This is a genomic window from Enterococcus hulanensis (assembly GCF_005405485.1).
Taxonomy (GTDB): domain Bacteria; phylum Bacillota; class Bacilli; order Lactobacillales; family Enterococcaceae; genus Enterococcus_A; species Enterococcus_A hulanensis.
Map to the genome: position 1 here is coordinate 38,157 of NZ_BJED01000019.1, position 14,727 is coordinate 52,883.

Annotated in this window: 17 protein-coding genes; 3 read left to right on the forward strand and 14 right to left on the reverse strand. The window is 39.0% G+C overall.

Annotated features, from left to right (window positions below; all coding sequences use genetic code 11):
* Positions 1-78 precede the first annotated feature (78 nt).
* Positions 79-783, reverse strand: coding sequence for a Crp/Fnr family transcriptional regulator (locus FFR60_RS18255; protein ID WP_137665249.1), 705 nt, complete (start codon positions 781-783; stop codon positions 79-81).
* A 187-nt stretch (positions 784-970) separates the two neighbouring features.
* On the opposite strand from FFR60_RS18255, the gene FFR60_RS18260 reads away from it, so the two are divergent.
* Complete coding sequence (locus FFR60_RS18260; protein ID WP_171004972.1) at positions 971-1,111, forward strand: hypothetical protein; 141 nt, start codon at positions 971-973, stop codon at positions 1,109-1,111.
* Positions 1,112-1,192: 81 nt separating this feature from the next.
* Here the strand turns inward: FFR60_RS18260 and FFR60_RS18265 are convergent, their stop codons facing one another.
* The 6 genes from FFR60_RS18265 to FFR60_RS18290 all read right to left on the reverse strand — a co-directional run bounded on the left by FFR60_RS18265 (position 1,193) and on the right by FFR60_RS18290 (position 6,232).
* Positions 1,193-1,996, reverse strand: a complete 804-nt coding sequence (locus FFR60_RS18265) for a CPBP family intramembrane glutamic endopeptidase (protein ID WP_137665250.1) — start codon at positions 1,994-1,996, stop codon at positions 1,193-1,195.
* Positions 1,997-2,035: 39 nt separating this feature from the next.
* Complete coding sequence (locus tag FFR60_RS18270; RefSeq protein ID WP_171004973.1) at positions 2,036-2,827, reverse strand: ABC transporter permease; 792 nt, start codon at positions 2,825-2,827, stop codon at positions 2,036-2,038.
* Positions 2,828-2,840: 13 nt separating this feature from the next.
* Positions 2,841-3,758 carry an ATP-binding cassette domain-containing protein gene (locus FFR60_RS18275; RefSeq protein WP_137665251.1) on the reverse strand — a complete coding sequence of 306 codons (918 nt, stop codon included), beginning with the start codon at positions 3,756-3,758 and terminating at the stop codon, positions 2,841-2,843.
* Between the two features lie 216 nt (positions 3,759-3,974).
* Positions 3,975-4,163, reverse strand: coding sequence for a hypothetical protein (locus FFR60_RS18280; RefSeq protein ID WP_088935732.1), 189 nt, complete (start codon positions 4,161-4,163; stop codon positions 3,975-3,977).
* A 61-nt stretch (positions 4,164-4,224) separates the two neighbouring features.
* Entirely contained in the window at positions 4,225-5,547 is a 1,323-nt protein-coding gene (locus FFR60_RS18285) for a sensor histidine kinase (RefSeq protein ID WP_137665252.1), read from the reverse strand.
* Positions 5,540-6,232, reverse strand: a complete 693-nt coding sequence (locus FFR60_RS18290; protein WP_137665253.1) for a response regulator transcription factor — start codon at positions 6,230-6,232, stop codon at positions 5,540-5,542. Before FFR60_RS18290 ends, FFR60_RS18285 begins: the two co-directional genes overlap by 8 nt.
* 200 nt (positions 6,233-6,432) lie before the next feature.
* On the opposite strand from FFR60_RS18290, the gene FFR60_RS18295 reads away from it, so the two are divergent.
* Positions 6,433-7,383 (forward strand): sialidase family protein, encoded by a 951-nt coding sequence (locus FFR60_RS18295; RefSeq protein WP_137665254.1) that lies wholly within the window; start codon positions 6,433-6,435, stop codon positions 7,381-7,383.
* Positions 7,384-7,486: 103 nt separating this feature from the next.
* On the opposite strand, the gene FFR60_RS18300 is transcribed toward FFR60_RS18295, so the two are convergent.
* From FFR60_RS18300 to FFR60_RS18325, 6 genes are all read right to left on the reverse strand, one after another.
* The gene (locus FFR60_RS18300; RefSeq protein WP_137665255.1) at positions 7,487-8,005 is read right to left on the reverse strand and encodes a GNAT family N-acetyltransferase; all 519 of its coding nucleotides are present in this window, start codon (positions 8,003-8,005) and stop codon (positions 7,487-7,489) included.
* A 238-nt stretch (positions 8,006-8,243) separates the two neighbouring features.
* Positions 8,244-8,627, reverse strand: a complete 384-nt coding sequence (locus FFR60_RS18305) for a PTS sugar transporter subunit IIA (RefSeq protein WP_088935723.1) — start codon at positions 8,625-8,627, stop codon at positions 8,244-8,246.
* A gap of 13 nt (positions 8,628-8,640) precedes the next feature.
* The gene (locus tag FFR60_RS18310) at positions 8,641-9,840 is read right to left on the reverse strand and encodes a M20 family metallopeptidase (RefSeq protein ID WP_137665256.1); all 1,200 of its coding nucleotides are present in this window, start codon (positions 9,838-9,840) and stop codon (positions 8,641-8,643) included.
* A gap of 9 nt (positions 9,841-9,849) precedes the next feature.
* Entirely contained in the window at positions 9,850-10,680 is an 831-nt protein-coding gene (locus tag FFR60_RS18315; RefSeq protein WP_088935721.1) for a PTS system mannose/fructose/sorbose family transporter subunit IID, read from the reverse strand.
* Positions 10,680-11,435 carry a PTS mannose/fructose/sorbose/N-acetylgalactosamine transporter subunit IIC gene (locus FFR60_RS18320; RefSeq protein WP_088935720.1) on the reverse strand — a complete coding sequence of 252 codons (756 nt, stop codon included), beginning with the start codon at positions 11,433-11,435 and terminating at the stop codon, positions 10,680-10,682. The genes FFR60_RS18315 and FFR60_RS18320 overlap by 1 nt, the downstream gene beginning before the upstream one ends.
* An 11-nt stretch (positions 11,436-11,446) precedes the next feature.
* The gene (locus FFR60_RS18325; protein ID WP_137665257.1) at positions 11,447-11,929 is read right to left on the reverse strand and encodes a PTS sugar transporter subunit IIB; all 483 of its coding nucleotides are present in this window, start codon (positions 11,927-11,929) and stop codon (positions 11,447-11,449) included.
* Positions 11,930-12,104: 175 nt separating this feature from the next.
* On the opposite strand from FFR60_RS18325, the gene FFR60_RS18330 reads away from it, so the two are divergent.
* The gene (locus FFR60_RS18330; protein ID WP_137665258.1) at positions 12,105-12,938 is read left to right on the forward strand and encodes a MurR/RpiR family transcriptional regulator; all 834 of its coding nucleotides are present in this window, start codon (positions 12,105-12,107) and stop codon (positions 12,936-12,938) included.
* Positions 12,939-13,168: 230 nt separating this feature from the next.
* Here the strand turns inward: FFR60_RS18330 and FFR60_RS18335 are convergent, their stop codons facing one another.
* On the reverse strand, positions 13,169-14,686 hold the full coding sequence (locus FFR60_RS18335; RefSeq protein ID WP_137665259.1) for a carboxylesterase/lipase family protein: 1,518 nt from the start codon (positions 14,684-14,686) through the stop codon (positions 13,169-13,171).
* Positions 14,687-14,727 lie beyond the last annotated feature (41 nt).

Sequence of the window (14,727 nt, forward strand, 5' to 3'; positions counted from 1 at the left end):
CCTGATGCCCTTAGTATATTTAAAATAAAAAAGCCACGAAAGGTCACGTGACCCTTCATGGTGAAATCGTCTCTTTCCTCAAATACGAATCAAATGCTTCTGCAATCGTTGCCGTTCATTTGGTCCCACATAGATTTTTCGATCGATACTGACAATTTCTTGATTCTCCCGCAGCTTCTTCAATGAACGCCCCACGGTTCGAACGCTCATTCCTAGTTTATTTCCGATTTTTTCCCGCAGCTCTCTGACCTCAACCTGATCATCCGCACTTTTAGCCTGCTTATCATAATATTCCACTAGATAGTAACGCAGCCGATCGACCCCATCCAGCTGATAAAATAGCCCATCGCTGCCCGATCGATGATAAAGATCGTCTGCCAAAAGATTGGCGCTCAAGCGCAGCAGCTCCAAATCCTGCATGATCCATTGATAAACAGTCGCAGAAGGAACCCGCACGACCTCCACCTCTGTAACACAAGTCACTGTTGCGATTATTTCCTCTTTTTGCGCCAAGGTCTCCAGCAAACCGATACTTCCATTGGTTTCGTCCAATTGAAAATAATCGTACTCACTGCCATCTTCATAATCCCTAATCCCAACCGCTACACCGCTGCGAATAAAATAAATATATTCAGGAAAATCACCCCGCAAAACAATTGGCTCGTTCGCCTTAAATTTCACGATCGAATAATTATCGCCCAATCGATCTTGAATTTTCGTGTAGTTGAAGTGTTTTTCACTGCCATAGGTTTGCCACATTGCTTTCAATCGATTCTCTTCCACGGTGCGCTCCCTTCGCAAAACTTGCTTGTACTTTTTATTAACTATAGCATGGGAGGCTTAGATTAAAAATGAAAATAGAATCAAAATAGTAGAACCATGCTCTCATACATTGATGAAAATTCCAAAACCTTATTTATTCCGTCTATACATTGTATATTCAAGCTAAAGAATGGGAGGAATCATTATTATGAATATTAAGAAAAGAAAACTTCGCTTGATTGGAAATTCTGTTGTGATCTCGGTATCAACAGAGTTTTTAGGGGATTTTGATAATCTTAAAAGCAACATCACGGTCTTTCTTCAAGATCATCTGATAAACAATCATTAACAGTTTTTTATTCAAATTTTGGAAGTAAGATGAAAAAGGTTATGCAGATTATCGATTAACCTGCATAACCTTTTCATTTGTTTATAAATTTTCAAACGCTCGACTCTCATCCAATGAATTAAGCGGCTTCTTAGCATACATAAAACATACCATCAAAAGAATTGCGATAGTCAGTAACCCTGTTTCACCTACTAAATACGATTTGTACTCACCACTAATGGATTGATCTAATAGGATTTGAATGACAAAATTGTGAGTGAAATGAAAGAATGCTGCTGGCCACACACTTTTTGCTTTAACACTCAAATATGACATTGGATAAGACATGGCGATACATTGGATAACATATAAAGGGAGTTGATACCAAATTGGAATGCTAGAAACGTACCCCGTGATGATTAACGGCAGATGCCAAATCGCCCATATTACCCCTGTGAGAAATGCTCCTTTATGATACCCCAAAAGCTTGTATAGTTCACGATTTAAAAAGCCGCGCCAACCCAACTCTTCTCCAAGTGCTGTGATTAAGAATATCAACATATACAAAATCAACGTAAATGGATTTTTTAAAAGCGTCCAAGCCATATTTCCTGAAATTACATCTTTTCCACTCAAGAATAAGTAGATACCATAGGACAAAATACTATAAATAAGTGGAATACCTATGCCTAATAAGACATATCGCAGTTTAAATTTCTTTAAGTTGAAAATCTTTTCTTTTGGATAATAGATTTTTTTGACAATTATTGCCGCCACTCCAGGACACCACATTAATAGATAAGCCATATTCATCCATTGGTAGTGGATAATAAGAAAGTAGAAGATTGCGCTTAAAGCAAAACAGATCATAAGAAATGATGAGATTGATTTTTTTGTATTTAGCATAAAAGTCTCCTTAGGTTTTATAAAAGAATGCCTACAGAACTAGATCACATCTGCTTCAGAATACACACGCATACCAAGGAACAGTACGATCGCATCTAAAATAATCCAAAACAGCAGAACCATCCCTACATACATCAGTGGAAATTCCCAAAATCTCGACAGCAAGGAAAAGGCTGACAAAGGATCGCAGAGTTTTAGCCATTCTGCGTTTGGAAACAGCTGATAGATTTGATAAGTGACGGATGGAAAAATGATTAATCCAATTAAATAAGAAGCAATGGTGATGCTTGTTTTCTTGGTAAAAACCAGCAGTCCACTCCCGATAGCGATCATCCCAAAATATAGCGGGATGGAAAGTATCAGTTGAGTTAAAATTCTGGAGATCATAGTTAGACTGAAGCCGCCAAATCCAAAAAGAATAACTCCTGCAATGCAGCTTACGATTAAGCAAACCAGCGTATAGATTAAACAGCATAGAAATCCGGTAATACATTTGGCAAAGTATACTTTTTTTCGATCCACGAAATAAGATAAGCTGTTGCGGATCGTTCCTGCTGAGTAATCTGCACCTAAAACCGCCACCGCAAACGCTAAGATAAAGAATGGGAATAACCCGTCATCGCGCATCTGCTGAACAAACTGCGCGCCGTTTGCAGGTAAGCTTCGAGCAGCACTGGCCGAAGATTGAACGCCCACACCGCCAAATCCGCTGCGTGAATTGAACATGTTGATCCCTGTAATAATGATGATGACCATTCCTGCGAGAAAGACATTGCGCACGGCTGATCCTTTTTTTATGCGAAAAATATCTGATTTAATAATACTCGTCATATCTTGTGCTCCCTCAAGCTATTTCATCGATAACATGGATGAAATAGTCTTCCAAATTTATTTTTACTTCGTTTGATGCATAGATTTTTATGCCGTTTGAGCTTAAAAGTTCGATTACTTTCGAGGAATCCTTATGGCAGTCGAAAAGCCGAATTTCTTCAGTAGAATGAACTTCAAAGCGTTCTGGATTCATCGTCGAACTGAGAATTTCTCCTGCCTTCACCGCACTGCTCACCTTCATAGTGATGTATCCTTGCGTGTTTTTCTCTAATTCTTCTTTAGTAAACTCCTTTATGAGCTTGCCTTGATGAATAATTCCGTACCTTGTCGCTACCTGCGCAAGCTCTGAAAGGATATGACTCGAAATCAGAATCGTAATCTGTTTCTCTTGATTCAGCTTACTGATGATTTCGCGAAACTCGATCATTCCGCTTGGGTCTAATCCATTGATCGGTTCATCTAGGATCAATAATTCAGGATCACCCATGATTGCTAATGCTAGTCCAAGCCGTTGCTTCATACCAAGAGAGAACTGATTGAATCGTTTACTTCCGGTATTGTCTAGATTTACTAATTTCAGAACCCGTTCGATTTCATTTATATCCGCGATCTCTCTTTGGATGCGATAATATTCTAAATTTTCGCGTGCAGTCATTTTTGGAAAAAAAGCTGGGGTCTCGATCATCGCGCCAATTCTTTTTCTAGCTAGAATCAATTCGCGTTCTTCGCTGCTTTCAAAAAGTTCAAGATTCCCGCTGGTTGGGTGGATCAACGAGGTGATTATCCGTAATAAGGTGGTTTTCCCGGCCCCATTTTGACCAATAAATCCATAGATATCACCTTTTCTTAACGCCATATTTATCGTTCTAATGCCGGCTCCGCCAGAATATTTTTTTGTTAAATCATTCGTTTTTAAAGTGGTTTCCTGCATATTGCGACCTCTTTTCTATTTGCCTTATGATTTTTTGAAATGTGCTGATCTCACTATAGCGATTCAACCTATAATGAACCTTGAATCGTCAATCTCGCGTTGATCACGATGCAAAAAACTCACCAATTAAAAAAACTCCTCCCAACTAGAACTTAAATGTTTCTTTGTCCTAGTTAGGAGGAGCGGTTTTATTGTTGGTGAGTTTTTGCTTAGACTTTATTTTTTGGGTGGTAAAACCATTTGGGCCATTTGAAGCCTCGACACTTCCATTTTAAACTGGTCCCGCAAGAAATTTTTTCCTGCTTGGTTTTCCTTTGGCTCGATGGTGATCGTACAAACATCTGTGTCGACATATAATTTCTCATTTTCTAAATAGGCTTTACCAAAATCATTTTTAAAATACATACTAAATTCCTCCTTTGTTTTAAAGAAGATACGCAACTTTCTCTTAATATATTTTTCTATATCACGAAATTACTTTATATTTTCCATCTCTGCTATTCTTCGAAGGCAGGCAGATAGTAAACTCCGTCTCTTCCTTCACACTGCTTTTAACTTCGATCTTCCCGCCCAATTGCTCCACGATACTTTGAGCGATCGACAGTCCTAAGCCGTAGCTGCCTGCATATTTTTGCCGAACCTCATTCGTTCGATAAAAGCGGTCAAAAATTTTCGGAAGATCCTCTTCAGCGATTCCATCGCCAGTATTTATAAATTTGATCGTGGTTTCTTTGCCCTTTGTTCCTAGGAAAAGATCAAAGGAACCATTTTTATTGGTATATTTGCTGGCATTGTCCATAAAGATATCGAACAACTGACCTAATAGGTTTTCATCGGTTCTCGCTGTAACCTTCGCGATCGTTTTATTTACAGTGATCTGTTTTACTTCGAACTTCGCTTCATAATGCGAAAACGAATGCTCCAAAACTCGATCAAGCTGCACCTCAGAAATCATCAGCTGCTCAAAGCTGGTATCTGTTTTTGCGATTCTCAGCAGGTTATTGACTAAGCCATTCATTCGGTCGATGCCGCTAGAAATATTGTCTAACCATTTTAACTGCTCGCTGATCGTCTCGTCCTTACTAGTGTAAAGTACGCCAACATTCGTTGAAATAATACTTAGCGGTGTCTTCAATTCATGCGAGGCGTCGGCGACAAATTGCTTTTGTTTTTGCCAGGCCTCTTCCATTGGCCGGATCGCACGGTTGGTAAAATAAATAATAACCAAAAAGAAAAGAAGCATTAGTCCGATCCCTACAATAATCAACGTAATCGCCAGCGAAGATAGACTCTTTTTCGAGTCGGTAATATCTAAAAAGCGCATGAGATAGGTTTCGTCATCTTTTTCGACAGATTGCTCCTTGCTGCCATAATCAAAATTCGCAATCGCAGGCGCGACAACGTACTGCCATTCTCGTCCATTTATTTTCACAACTCCGCCCGCTCGGTTCTTCCACGCGTATTTGGCGGCCTTGTGGTATTGCTTTTTGGACAGCTTCAAGGCGGAATCGATCATCATCGGCTTGCCGGATTTATCTACTAGCATATTGAAATAGACTCCTGCGCCAGGAACGATGCGATTAATTTCCACCGTATCATCACTCTTTTCGTCAAAGGTTACCTTGCCGCCGGTAATTCGTAATTGCTCCGCCTGATTCAATTTTTCAAGGTTATCCGATTCTTGCTTTAGATACGTGGTGAGAAAAATCGCCGCAAAAGCTGTTGTCAAAATAATCGCTACAAAAATAGTCGTCAGCTTGATCAAGCGTTTTCTAAACTGATTAATCATCGCCTTCACCACTGGTAAATTCTAAACGGTAGCCTAAATTTCGTACAACCTTGATCTGAGTCACGCTCTCGACCTGCCTCAATTTTTTTCGTAAAAGCGACACATGCATCTCCACATGATTGTATTCCGCCTCGGAATCATAGCCCCAAACCTTTTCAATGATCCGATCCTTTGAAGATAGCTGCGGATAATTTGCCACGAGCATTTCCAAAATATTGGCTTCTTTTTTGGTTAACCCCAGCTCTTCTGTTTGAGTTTTCAGACTTAAATTGTACGGATTCAGTTCAAAATCACCAAAGGCAAGAATGCCATCGATCTTAAAAGCCCCTTTGCGTCTGCCTAAAGCTTTTAAACGCGCCAATAATTCCTGATATTGGAAGGGCTTGCTCAAATAATCGTCCGCTCCGCTGTTCAAACCAGCGACTCGATCGTCTAATTCTCCTTTTGCCGTTAACATCAGAATCGGAATCTCGATCCCTGCTTCTCGTGCCTCCTTTAAGATCGCTAACCCATCTTTTTTAGGAAGCATGATATCTAAAATCGCTAAATCGTACACACCAGAAAGCAGGCAGTCTAATCCATATTCTCCTTCTGCCGCGATATCTACCATGTATCCTTGTTTTTTTAAAATTTGCGCCGTTGCCTCAGCCAACATCGCTTCATCTTCAACTAGTAAAAGTTTCATTCATCGTCCTCCTTAACACTAGACTCTTTTCCATTATAAAGGATCAAGCTCTAATGAACCTTGAATTATAAAAATAACTAAATCAATAAAAACAATTGGTTCATTTTTAGCCAAAATCCTGATCCGATCTCTGAAGTACAGCTTCATTATAGGTTCGCCCGTTATATTGAAATCATCAAAATTGAAATGGGGTCGTTAATATGAATAACAGAAAACCAAAATCAGCTTGGTCCACTATCTTAAGGAATATTCCCTTCACAGTCAGAGTCGTCGTGGTCACAATTCTAGTAGGGCTTTCCCTTGTCTCCTATAACATCGGTAAAGCTGTCACCGAGGCAAAGGCCAATAGCCAAGCGAATGTCTCCTTCTCCAACAAAAAGACGCAAAAAACTAAATTGGATGATGTAAAAATCCGTCGCAATAACGGAAAATGGGAATTCTCTTCCGATGAAGGCTCTACTTGGTCCATAACACCGCCCGAAGGTATCTATGAAGACGAGAACGGTCGGCTGCGCTATAAAAATTCTACCTCAGAGAACATAACCAGCTCCGCTACTGAGGATACCTTCAAATTCCCATTCAGCGATAAAAATGGCAACGGTGTGATCATGAAACGAGAAGACGATAAATGGAAATTCTCTTCGGATGGCGGGAAAACTTGGACGGAAGAAAAACCAGATGGTGTAGAAATCGATAAGAATGGCAAATTAACTTGGAAAAGCGAAGATAACCAAAACGTCTCGGAATTTGATCCAGAAAACAATCAATGGAAATATTCCGAAGATGGCGGAAAAACTTGGTCGGAACCATTAAAAGAAATAGAAGATTGGCTTGAGAATGGCTTCACTGTCCCAGTTGAAGGAGGTGTCTCGATGAAAATCAAAGATGGCAAGATCCAATACTCAACAGATGGTGGAAAAACTTGGTCCGAAGAAGCACCAGAAGGCTTTGAAGATAACAAAAAATCCGTCATCACTAAACAATCTGAAGACGGCAAAACTCTCTACTCCACGGATGGCGGAAAGACTTGGTCCGAGGAAAAACCAGAAGGCTTTGAAATCCCAAACGTTGAAGATATCTTAGATTCCATCCCGGATGAACTATTGCCGAAGGATGAAGATTTAGGAGAAGGACAGTCAACGGCAATTTAAAATCAGAAAAACCAAGCCAGACCTCCTCATGATTAAAGGGAGGTCTGGCTTGGTTTGTTAAACGTTAATACTTTCTTGATCATTCTATTCTTTTCAAGGGACCTTACAGCATCAGACCCATCACATAGAGATCGTAATATTTGCCATCAATCAATGTCGTATTCTTCAATTCCCCTTCAATTTGGAAACCAAATTTTTTATACAATTCCACCGCCATTGTATTATCTTTTCTGGTGTCCAGCTGAATTTTGGTGGTAATGCCATTTGATTTACACCACTCAATCATGCGCCGGATCAATTCACTGCCAATCCCTTTTCCTTGGAATTTTTCAGTCACCACGATCCCTAGCTCCCCGCAATGTCTGGCCTTGATTTTATTACCGGAAGTAATGGTACCGAGGCCGATGATCTGATCTGCCGCTATCGCTAAGATCATGACCGAATTCGGCTGCTGGTCGGTACTTATAATATTCGCCTTCTGCTCCTCCACGTTGAGTGGATACTCGTTCTCTACAAAGCTCAAATAGGTGGTCTCGCCACCCACACGATTATAAAATGCGACAATCTCCTCCGCATCTTCTGGAACTGGATTTCTATAAATCACTTCATCTTTCAAAATCATTTTATCCCCTTTCAAAATCCCTCTTTGTGAAAACGAATTCATTTTATGCTAAGGAAATTGTATATTTGGGGAAAATGGTTGTCAAGGAACTTTTCACCTAGCGAAATACCTCACCGCCTTGATCTTTAAATACCTTCAATAGACGTGATAAAAAAAAGTAAAAAAGAATAGAGACCATTTTTGCTCAGTCTCTACTCTTTGCTACAAAACCATCAAAGGAACCAGTCATCATTCCATCTCAATTGATCTCTGTTAATGTATCTTCAAACAGCTCTTTTAAATAGTAAACTAGATCGTCCAACTCCTTCTCTCTGTTTAACAAGGCCTCCAACAGTAAAGGCATATTGAAGCCAGCCAACAAAGAAACATTCTCTTCTTTCTTTTTTAGAACCGTAGCAACATTTGTAGGTGTTCCTCCGACAATATCTGTCAAGATCAATGTACCCGCTTCATTATCCAATGAATGATAGGCGTTTTGAGCCTCTTCTATGGTCATTGCTAAGTCCATTGTCTCTGTGAGTGTGAAAGAAGCTGTGTTGCTTTGATCACCAATTACCATTTCAGCGCTTTTCAATGCTTCTTTTGCATAGTTTCCGTGACTGCCAACGAGTATTGCGATCATTTTATCACTTCCCTTATCTTGGTCTCATATCTACACTGACTTCATTTGTTTGTTCTGATTTGGCTCGTTCTAAAATCGAATCGTCTAAAAAGCATTCAACTATTGTACAGGCCATCGCTTTTGCAGAACGCTCAATCGCTATGTGACTAATTGGTTGATTTGCTAGTTTTTCGTACTCTGGTGTATGAAGAGAGACTCTTGTTTCATTTAAACTAAAATATGGATTAGTTGTTGGGATTAGTTGACTGACATTTCCAAAATCAGTCGATCCAAAGTCATCTGGAAATCCTGATAAAACTTTTTCTCCTTGTTCTTCTAAGGCGGCGCGGCAAATATTCCCTAATGTTTCACTAAAAGTCCGTGCTGCATAGCCCTTCTCTTCATTAATATTTACCTCACATCCAGTTGCCAAAGCAGCGGCTTGAATACAACTTTTAACTCTTTCAACTAGGTTAGACATTTCTTGATCTTCCATACAGCGAATACTATATTGAATTTTGGTATAGTCAGGAATTACATTACTGGCAGTCCCACCGTCCACTATATATCCAGACATACGCACATCCGATGTTACCTGCTGCCGTAAAAATCCAATAGCATTGAAGAACAGATGTGCTGCATCTAAGGCATTAATTCCTTTGAACGGCTGACTGGCAGCATGCGCAGATTTCCCAAAAAATTCGATCGTAAATGAATAGGTGGTGGTGCACCTCCCAGCTATTCGAGTGGTTCCAGAGGTGGGGTGAACCATTAACGAAGCATCTACATCTTCAAAGGCACCCGCTTCTAATAATCTTATTTTCCCGCCACCACCTTCTTCTGCAGGAGTCCCTATGATAGAAACTTTTCCCGAAATGTTGAATTTTTCCATAGCTCTCTTTGCAGCTAAATAGGCCCCTAAAGCAGATGTGCAGATAATGTTATGGCCGCAAGCATGTCCTAACTTAGGTAGTGCATCATATTCTGCTAATACAGCAATATGTTTTTCTCCCCCACCTTGTATATGAGTTGCTCTAAAGGATGTATTCAATCCTCCGAATGGCATACTAACTTCATTTTCTTTGTCCTTTAGATAGCTTGTTAATTTTTCTACTGCTTTAAATTCTTTGTAACCCAACTCAGGATTTTCATGGATAAACTCACTGATTTGGACTAAATCCGATTTATTCTCTTCAACATTTTCATAAATTGTGTTTTTTACATGTGGCTGCATAATTTCCTCCTAAAATAATCCGACAAGTGCCCCTAGTAATGAAAAGACCAATACACCCAATAAAATCGTCGTATACTTAACATTTCTTTTCTTAATTAAATAGTACAGAACGAATACAGCTGCTATTGGTAAAAGTCCTGGAAGAATCTGATCAACATAGGATTGAATTGTGGTCTTTTCCCCATTCACCATGAGAAACGGCTTCAGTTCCAGCTTTACATACTGCGAAGAAAGGATTCCCATCATAAACATTCCTAAAATACTCGATGCCATAATGAATTGATTAATACGACCATCCTTCAATACTTGCAGGATACTTTTCCGTCCTACCTTGTAGCCTAAGTGCCATAAATAGTAGCTAATTGACGAGGTAATGAGGCTGACCACAATAAATGGTCCTAATCCGGCAATCCAGCTTCCAGCAGAAGCTAAAGGTAAAAATAATCCAATAACAATTGGCCGAATTGTTCCCCAATCCACAGTGTCTCCGATACCAGCCAACGGACCCATGAAGCCTGTTTTCAGACCAGTAATCATATCATCTGAAATATCTTCGCCTTTCGCTCTCTCCTCTTCCATCGCTATCACGATTCCGTGGATCAAGCTCCCCCAGATACCCTCAGTATTAAAAAAAGTTAAATGTCTTTTAAAAGCTAAGCTTAATTCTTCATCGTCTTTGTACAGCTTTTTCAAAATTGGTGCGAGACAGCCGACAAACGATAAGCTTTGCAGTCGTTCAAATGAATTAGATAACTCACAAGTACCTAGCCAAAGCATCCATGAACGTCGAATATCTTTTTTTGTTAATAATTTCTTTGTATCTACCTGATTTTCACTCATTATAAGATCCCCGCTTCCTCAGATGAATTTGGTTTAGTAAATGTGATGTGCAGAAATGCCATAAAGATTCCTAGCAACGCGAAAGCAATAGTGTTTACTTGCTGCGCGTATTGGAATAAGAAGAATCCCAAGATGAAATATGGCAGGATTCCTTTTTTACCTATAACAGAAATTGTGATTGCGAACCCTAAAGCCGGAAGAATTCCACCTGCAACCTGAAGACCGGTCATGATCCAATCAGGTATGATGTCCATAAAGCTTTTTACGGCATTTGGTCCTAAATAGATCGCTATGGCTACTGGAATAATGTATATGAAAATAAGCGATAAGGTCGGATATAGAAAATGCGCCCGCATAATCCCTTTAGTATTGGCCTTTTCGGCATAACTATCTGCCATGTGAACCCAAGCAGCATTGACAGTTCTGCGAATATAATCTAGTAAAACTCCCAATAATCCAACTGGTACCGCTAAAGTAACAGCAACCTCAGGTGATAAATTCGTTTGGATCGCAATCGGAAGCGCAATAAACGTAGCTAATACTTGGTCTGTGGGAATATTTCCTCCGGGTTGAATTACTCCCATATAAATGGCTTGGATCGCTGCTCCGATAATCATGGCCTGCGGAACATCTCCTAATACGATTCCAATCAACAGCGCCCCAAATAAAGGAATATTTTTAGGCCAAGTGTACAAAATCCCCATACGACAAAAACAAAATAGAATTCCTAAAATAATTGCCTGAAAAATTGTCATGCTCTTTCCTCCTATTTAAATTTATTTTCTATATCTTTAAGACCTACTTCCTTTTCTTCGGGCACTGTTTGAAGATAAACATGGCTACCTTCCGAAACTAAATTTTGCAATTCATCATATTCATCTTTTGTCAAAGTGATATTCTTGAACACAACTACTCTGCCTGGACCTCCACCAATACCGCCAATCTGAATTCTGTCTATTTTTGTATTCGCTTTCATTCCTTTGAGCAGCATAGGAATATTTTTGAAAAGAATAATGGTGTGTTTTAAATTCCGCTCACTCAAAGTATTTTCTACATCGTTTACTGATTTAACGATTAGATTTACACCGCTTGGTGCAGCCATTTTAAATACTTCGATCATAAATTCATCCTGTGACAACTCATCATCAAAAATGATGACCTCTCTCGCGCCGACTTGACCAATCCAACGAGTGACTACTTGTCCATGCAACAACCGACTATCTACTCTTACCAAACCTATTTCTGTCATCTTGCTTCCCCCTATTTTTTGAAAAATTTAATCATCGATGAAAGTGTGATATACTAAAAATGAAATTTTTTTATTTTGAACACCGATTAATAAATATATTTTTATTATATAGAATTTTTTCGAAAAGCAAATAAGATTAATCGAATTTTTTCGATTTTAAATCAGGAGGAGAAATATGGTGTACTTAGAAAGCGTTATTCAAACAAACTATCCAACAATGACAAAAAAGGAAAAGCGCATCGCTGATTACTTATTGAAAAGTCCAGAAGAGGCTAAAAACAAAACAATTTCTGAGATTTCTGAAATTTGTGGCGTCGCCGAATCAACTGTTTTTCTTTTTTCAAAGAAGATTGGTTTGTCCGGTTTTAAAGAGTTGACTGTTCTTTTATCCAATAGTTCGAAGAAAAAAATTTTTGAAGGAATATATGAAGAAGATAGTATTCAAGCTATCGTTGAAAAAGTTTTAGAGGTTTCTACTCAGTCTTTATCTACTACTGCTAGCCTGATTGATTATGAGCAATTGCAACAAGTAGTTAATGTCTTAATAAATTCAAAAAAAGTGGTTTTCTTTGGGCTCGGCGGATCCGCGCCAGTAGCTTTGGATGGATTCCACAAATTTTTGCGCTCTCCTTTAGAGGTTGAATTCAACTTGGATTATCATATGCAATTACTTAAAGCCGGAAAGCTTACGAAGGAAAGTTGTGCAATCATCGTATCCCACAGCGGAGAAAATTCTGATATTCTCAGAATTGCGAATATTTTGAATAAAAACAATGTGCCTATTATCGTGATAACTAGTTTCAATAATACCTCTTTAGTTAAAGTCGCCGACTACACACTTATCGCTACTACTGAGGAGCTGAAATATAAAAACATGGGGATATATACAAGAAGACTGGCACAAATGCTGATTATGGATCTTTTATTTACTTTAGTCATGACTTCTGACGACACCCTGTCTATTCCTAGTCTGGAGAAAATACAAGATGCGATTCACTCAACAAAGTAATTAATTATGGTCAGTCGCTATCTCTGAAATATTATTCTAATAAGCTTTTAAATTAATAAAAGTGGGATATAAACCCGTAAAAGTAACTGCTAATCTTAAACGGATTTGTCGTTGCTATACGTTTTTATGCTTGTTTCATCCCTTTATTTATACAAAAAAGCAGATCGTCTCATGCAAAAATCCAACATAAGATGATCTGCTTTTTCTATTTTTTCAACAGTAATAGTCTATTAACTTTTACGCCTCCTCTTTTGAATGCTTTTTTCCGTTCTTTCTTCGAGTATTTTTTGCAAGTCTTCAGTAAGTGCTTTTGTTTTTAAAGGGACACAGTCACATGGATCGTCAATATACATCATTTGGTTTGTCCCTGGCGCAAATTCTTTCCATACAGGTAAATTATCGCTATTTGGATCATGCTGAGCAGCAAAATTAGCCCAATAGTTTGCTATAGAATTACTAACTAATACATCACTTTCTCCATAATTGATAAATTCGCTTGTCAAATTTTGAAAATGATACGCATTTTCGCTAGCATGATAGGCACCATAATAATAAGGCTCTTTTCCTGGAGTGACTTTTTGAAAAATGTAGAAGTAGGTTGGAGCTGACCGATGCTCGACTAAGCACGATGCAAAATATCTCATATTAGCAATTGTATTATCCGACCTAAAACGACCTAGAGCATAAGCAGGCGAGTACTCTAAATAAGCACCATACTTTTTGTAAATGAATTCCTTATGATCTGGATATTTTGTCTCTACTGTTTTTTCAAACCGAGCTTTGGTGACTTTCTCCCGCTCTCCTAAGAGTATGAAAGCTTCATCCGCAGTGCAGCCTAGGATGATCGGAATATCATGGATTTTCCCAGCTAAAAAGGATTCTTCTAAGCGGGCTGGGACTAATCGACCATCGACATAAGGGCAAAATTCTGATGCCTCATATTCCTCAGGTTTGCTTAGAAATGTCTCTGCAGGCACACTGAATAGCTCGTCCTCACCCACTCCGATTTTTTCTAGGTAGCTTTTACACCGATTTTGTTCCTGCTCTTCATCAATATCCCACTCGTCATGATTAAACGGTGAACCGCTTTGAGTTATTGCTGCATGAAAAAGTCCTTTTGCCTCCGGGCATGTCAATAAAACATTTATTGCAGAAGAACCCGCGGATACACCAAACAGAGTTATATTTTTCGGATTTCCGCCAAAATTTTCAATATTTGTTCGAATCCATTTCAGTGTTGCCAGCATGTCCTCAAGTCCAGCATTCGTATAATTTTTTGATTGTTCTTTTAGTTTTGGATGAGCCATAAAACCAAAGATTCCGACTCGATAATTAAAGGTCACAACAATTACATTTTGATTCTTTGCAAAATTACTTCCTTCACACCCTTCTGAAGTCGAAGAGCCATTCATATAATGTCCGCCATACAACCAGACCATCACCGGCAGGCTTTTTCCGGCAGAGTTGTCCGGAGCATAAACATTCAAATATAAGCAATCCTCGCTTGGAGGTGTTCTTTTTTCAGGAGGATACATCGCCCCTTCAGAACTTCCAGGCAGCTGCATCGGGCTGGCTTTAAAAGCCCCCGCGTCCAACACTTCTTCCCAAGGATCATTTTCAATAGGTGGAAGAAACCTCCGTTCCCCAATGGGGGGCTTAGCAAAAGGAATTCCTAAAAACTTGTTTACACCATTTACATTTATTCCTTTTACCTTTCCCTTTGCTGTTTCTATAATTGGGTTATTCATTTATCAAGCTCCTCTCATCAGTAAAATTTCATTGATTTTTT

What these genes read in the sequence shown, in the direction of transcription:
- FFR60_RS18260 (WP_171004972.1), top strand. Translation starts at nt 971, where the DNA reads ATGAATATTAAGAAAAGAAAACTTCGCTTGATTGGAAATTCTGTTGTG.
- FFR60_RS18265 (WP_137665250.1), bottom strand. Translation starts at nt 1,996, where the DNA reads ATGCTAAATACAAAAAAATCAATCTCATCATTTCTTATGATCTGTTTT.
- FFR60_RS18270 (WP_171004973.1), bottom strand. Translation starts at nt 2,827, where the DNA reads ATGACGAGTATTATTAAATCAGATATTTTTCGCATAAAAAAAGGATCA.
- FFR60_RS18275 (WP_137665251.1), bottom strand. Translation starts at nt 3,758, where the DNA reads ATGCAGGAAACCACTTTAAAAACGAATGATTTAACAAAAAAATATTCT.
- FFR60_RS18280 (WP_088935732.1), bottom strand. Translation starts at nt 4,163, where the DNA reads ATGTATTTTAAAAATGATTTTGGTAAAGCCTATTTAGAAAATGAGAAA.
- FFR60_RS18285 (WP_137665252.1), bottom strand. Translation starts at nt 5,547, where the DNA reads ATGATTAATCAGTTTAGAAAACGCTTGATCAAGCTGACGACTATTTTT.
- FFR60_RS18290 (WP_137665253.1), bottom strand. Translation starts at nt 6,232, where the DNA reads ATGAAACTTTTACTAGTTGAAGATGAAGCGATGTTGGCTGAGGCAACG.
- FFR60_RS18295 (WP_137665254.1), top strand. Translation starts at nt 6,433, where the DNA reads ATGAATAACAGAAAACCAAAATCAGCTTGGTCCACTATCTTAAGGAAT.
- FFR60_RS18300 (WP_137665255.1), bottom strand. Translation starts at nt 8,005, where the DNA reads ATGATTTTGAAAGATGAAGTGATTTATAGAAATCCAGTTCCAGAAGAT.
- FFR60_RS18305 (WP_088935723.1), bottom strand. Translation starts at nt 8,627, where the DNA reads ATGATCGCAATACTCGTTGGCAGTCACGGAAACTATGCAAAAGAAGCA.
- FFR60_RS18310 (WP_137665256.1), bottom strand. Translation starts at nt 9,840, where the DNA reads ATGCAGCCACATGTAAAAAACACAATTTATGAAAATGTTGAAGAGAAT.
- FFR60_RS18315 (WP_088935721.1), bottom strand. Translation starts at nt 10,680, where the DNA reads ATGAGTGAAAATCAGGTAGATACAAAGAAATTATTAACAAAAAAAGAT.
- FFR60_RS18320 (WP_088935720.1), bottom strand. Translation starts at nt 11,435, where the DNA reads ATGACAATTTTTCAGGCAATTATTTTAGGAATTCTATTTTGTTTTTGT.
- FFR60_RS18325 (WP_137665257.1), bottom strand. Translation starts at nt 11,929, where the DNA reads ATGACAGAAATAGGTTTGGTAAGAGTAGATAGTCGGTTGTTGCATGGA.
- FFR60_RS18330 (WP_137665258.1), top strand. Translation starts at nt 12,105, where the DNA reads ATGGTGTACTTAGAAAGCGTTATTCAAACAAACTATCCAACAATGACA.
- FFR60_RS18335 (WP_137665259.1), bottom strand. Translation starts at nt 14,686, where the DNA reads ATGAATAACCCAATTATAGAAACAGCAAAGGGAAAGGTAAAAGGAATA.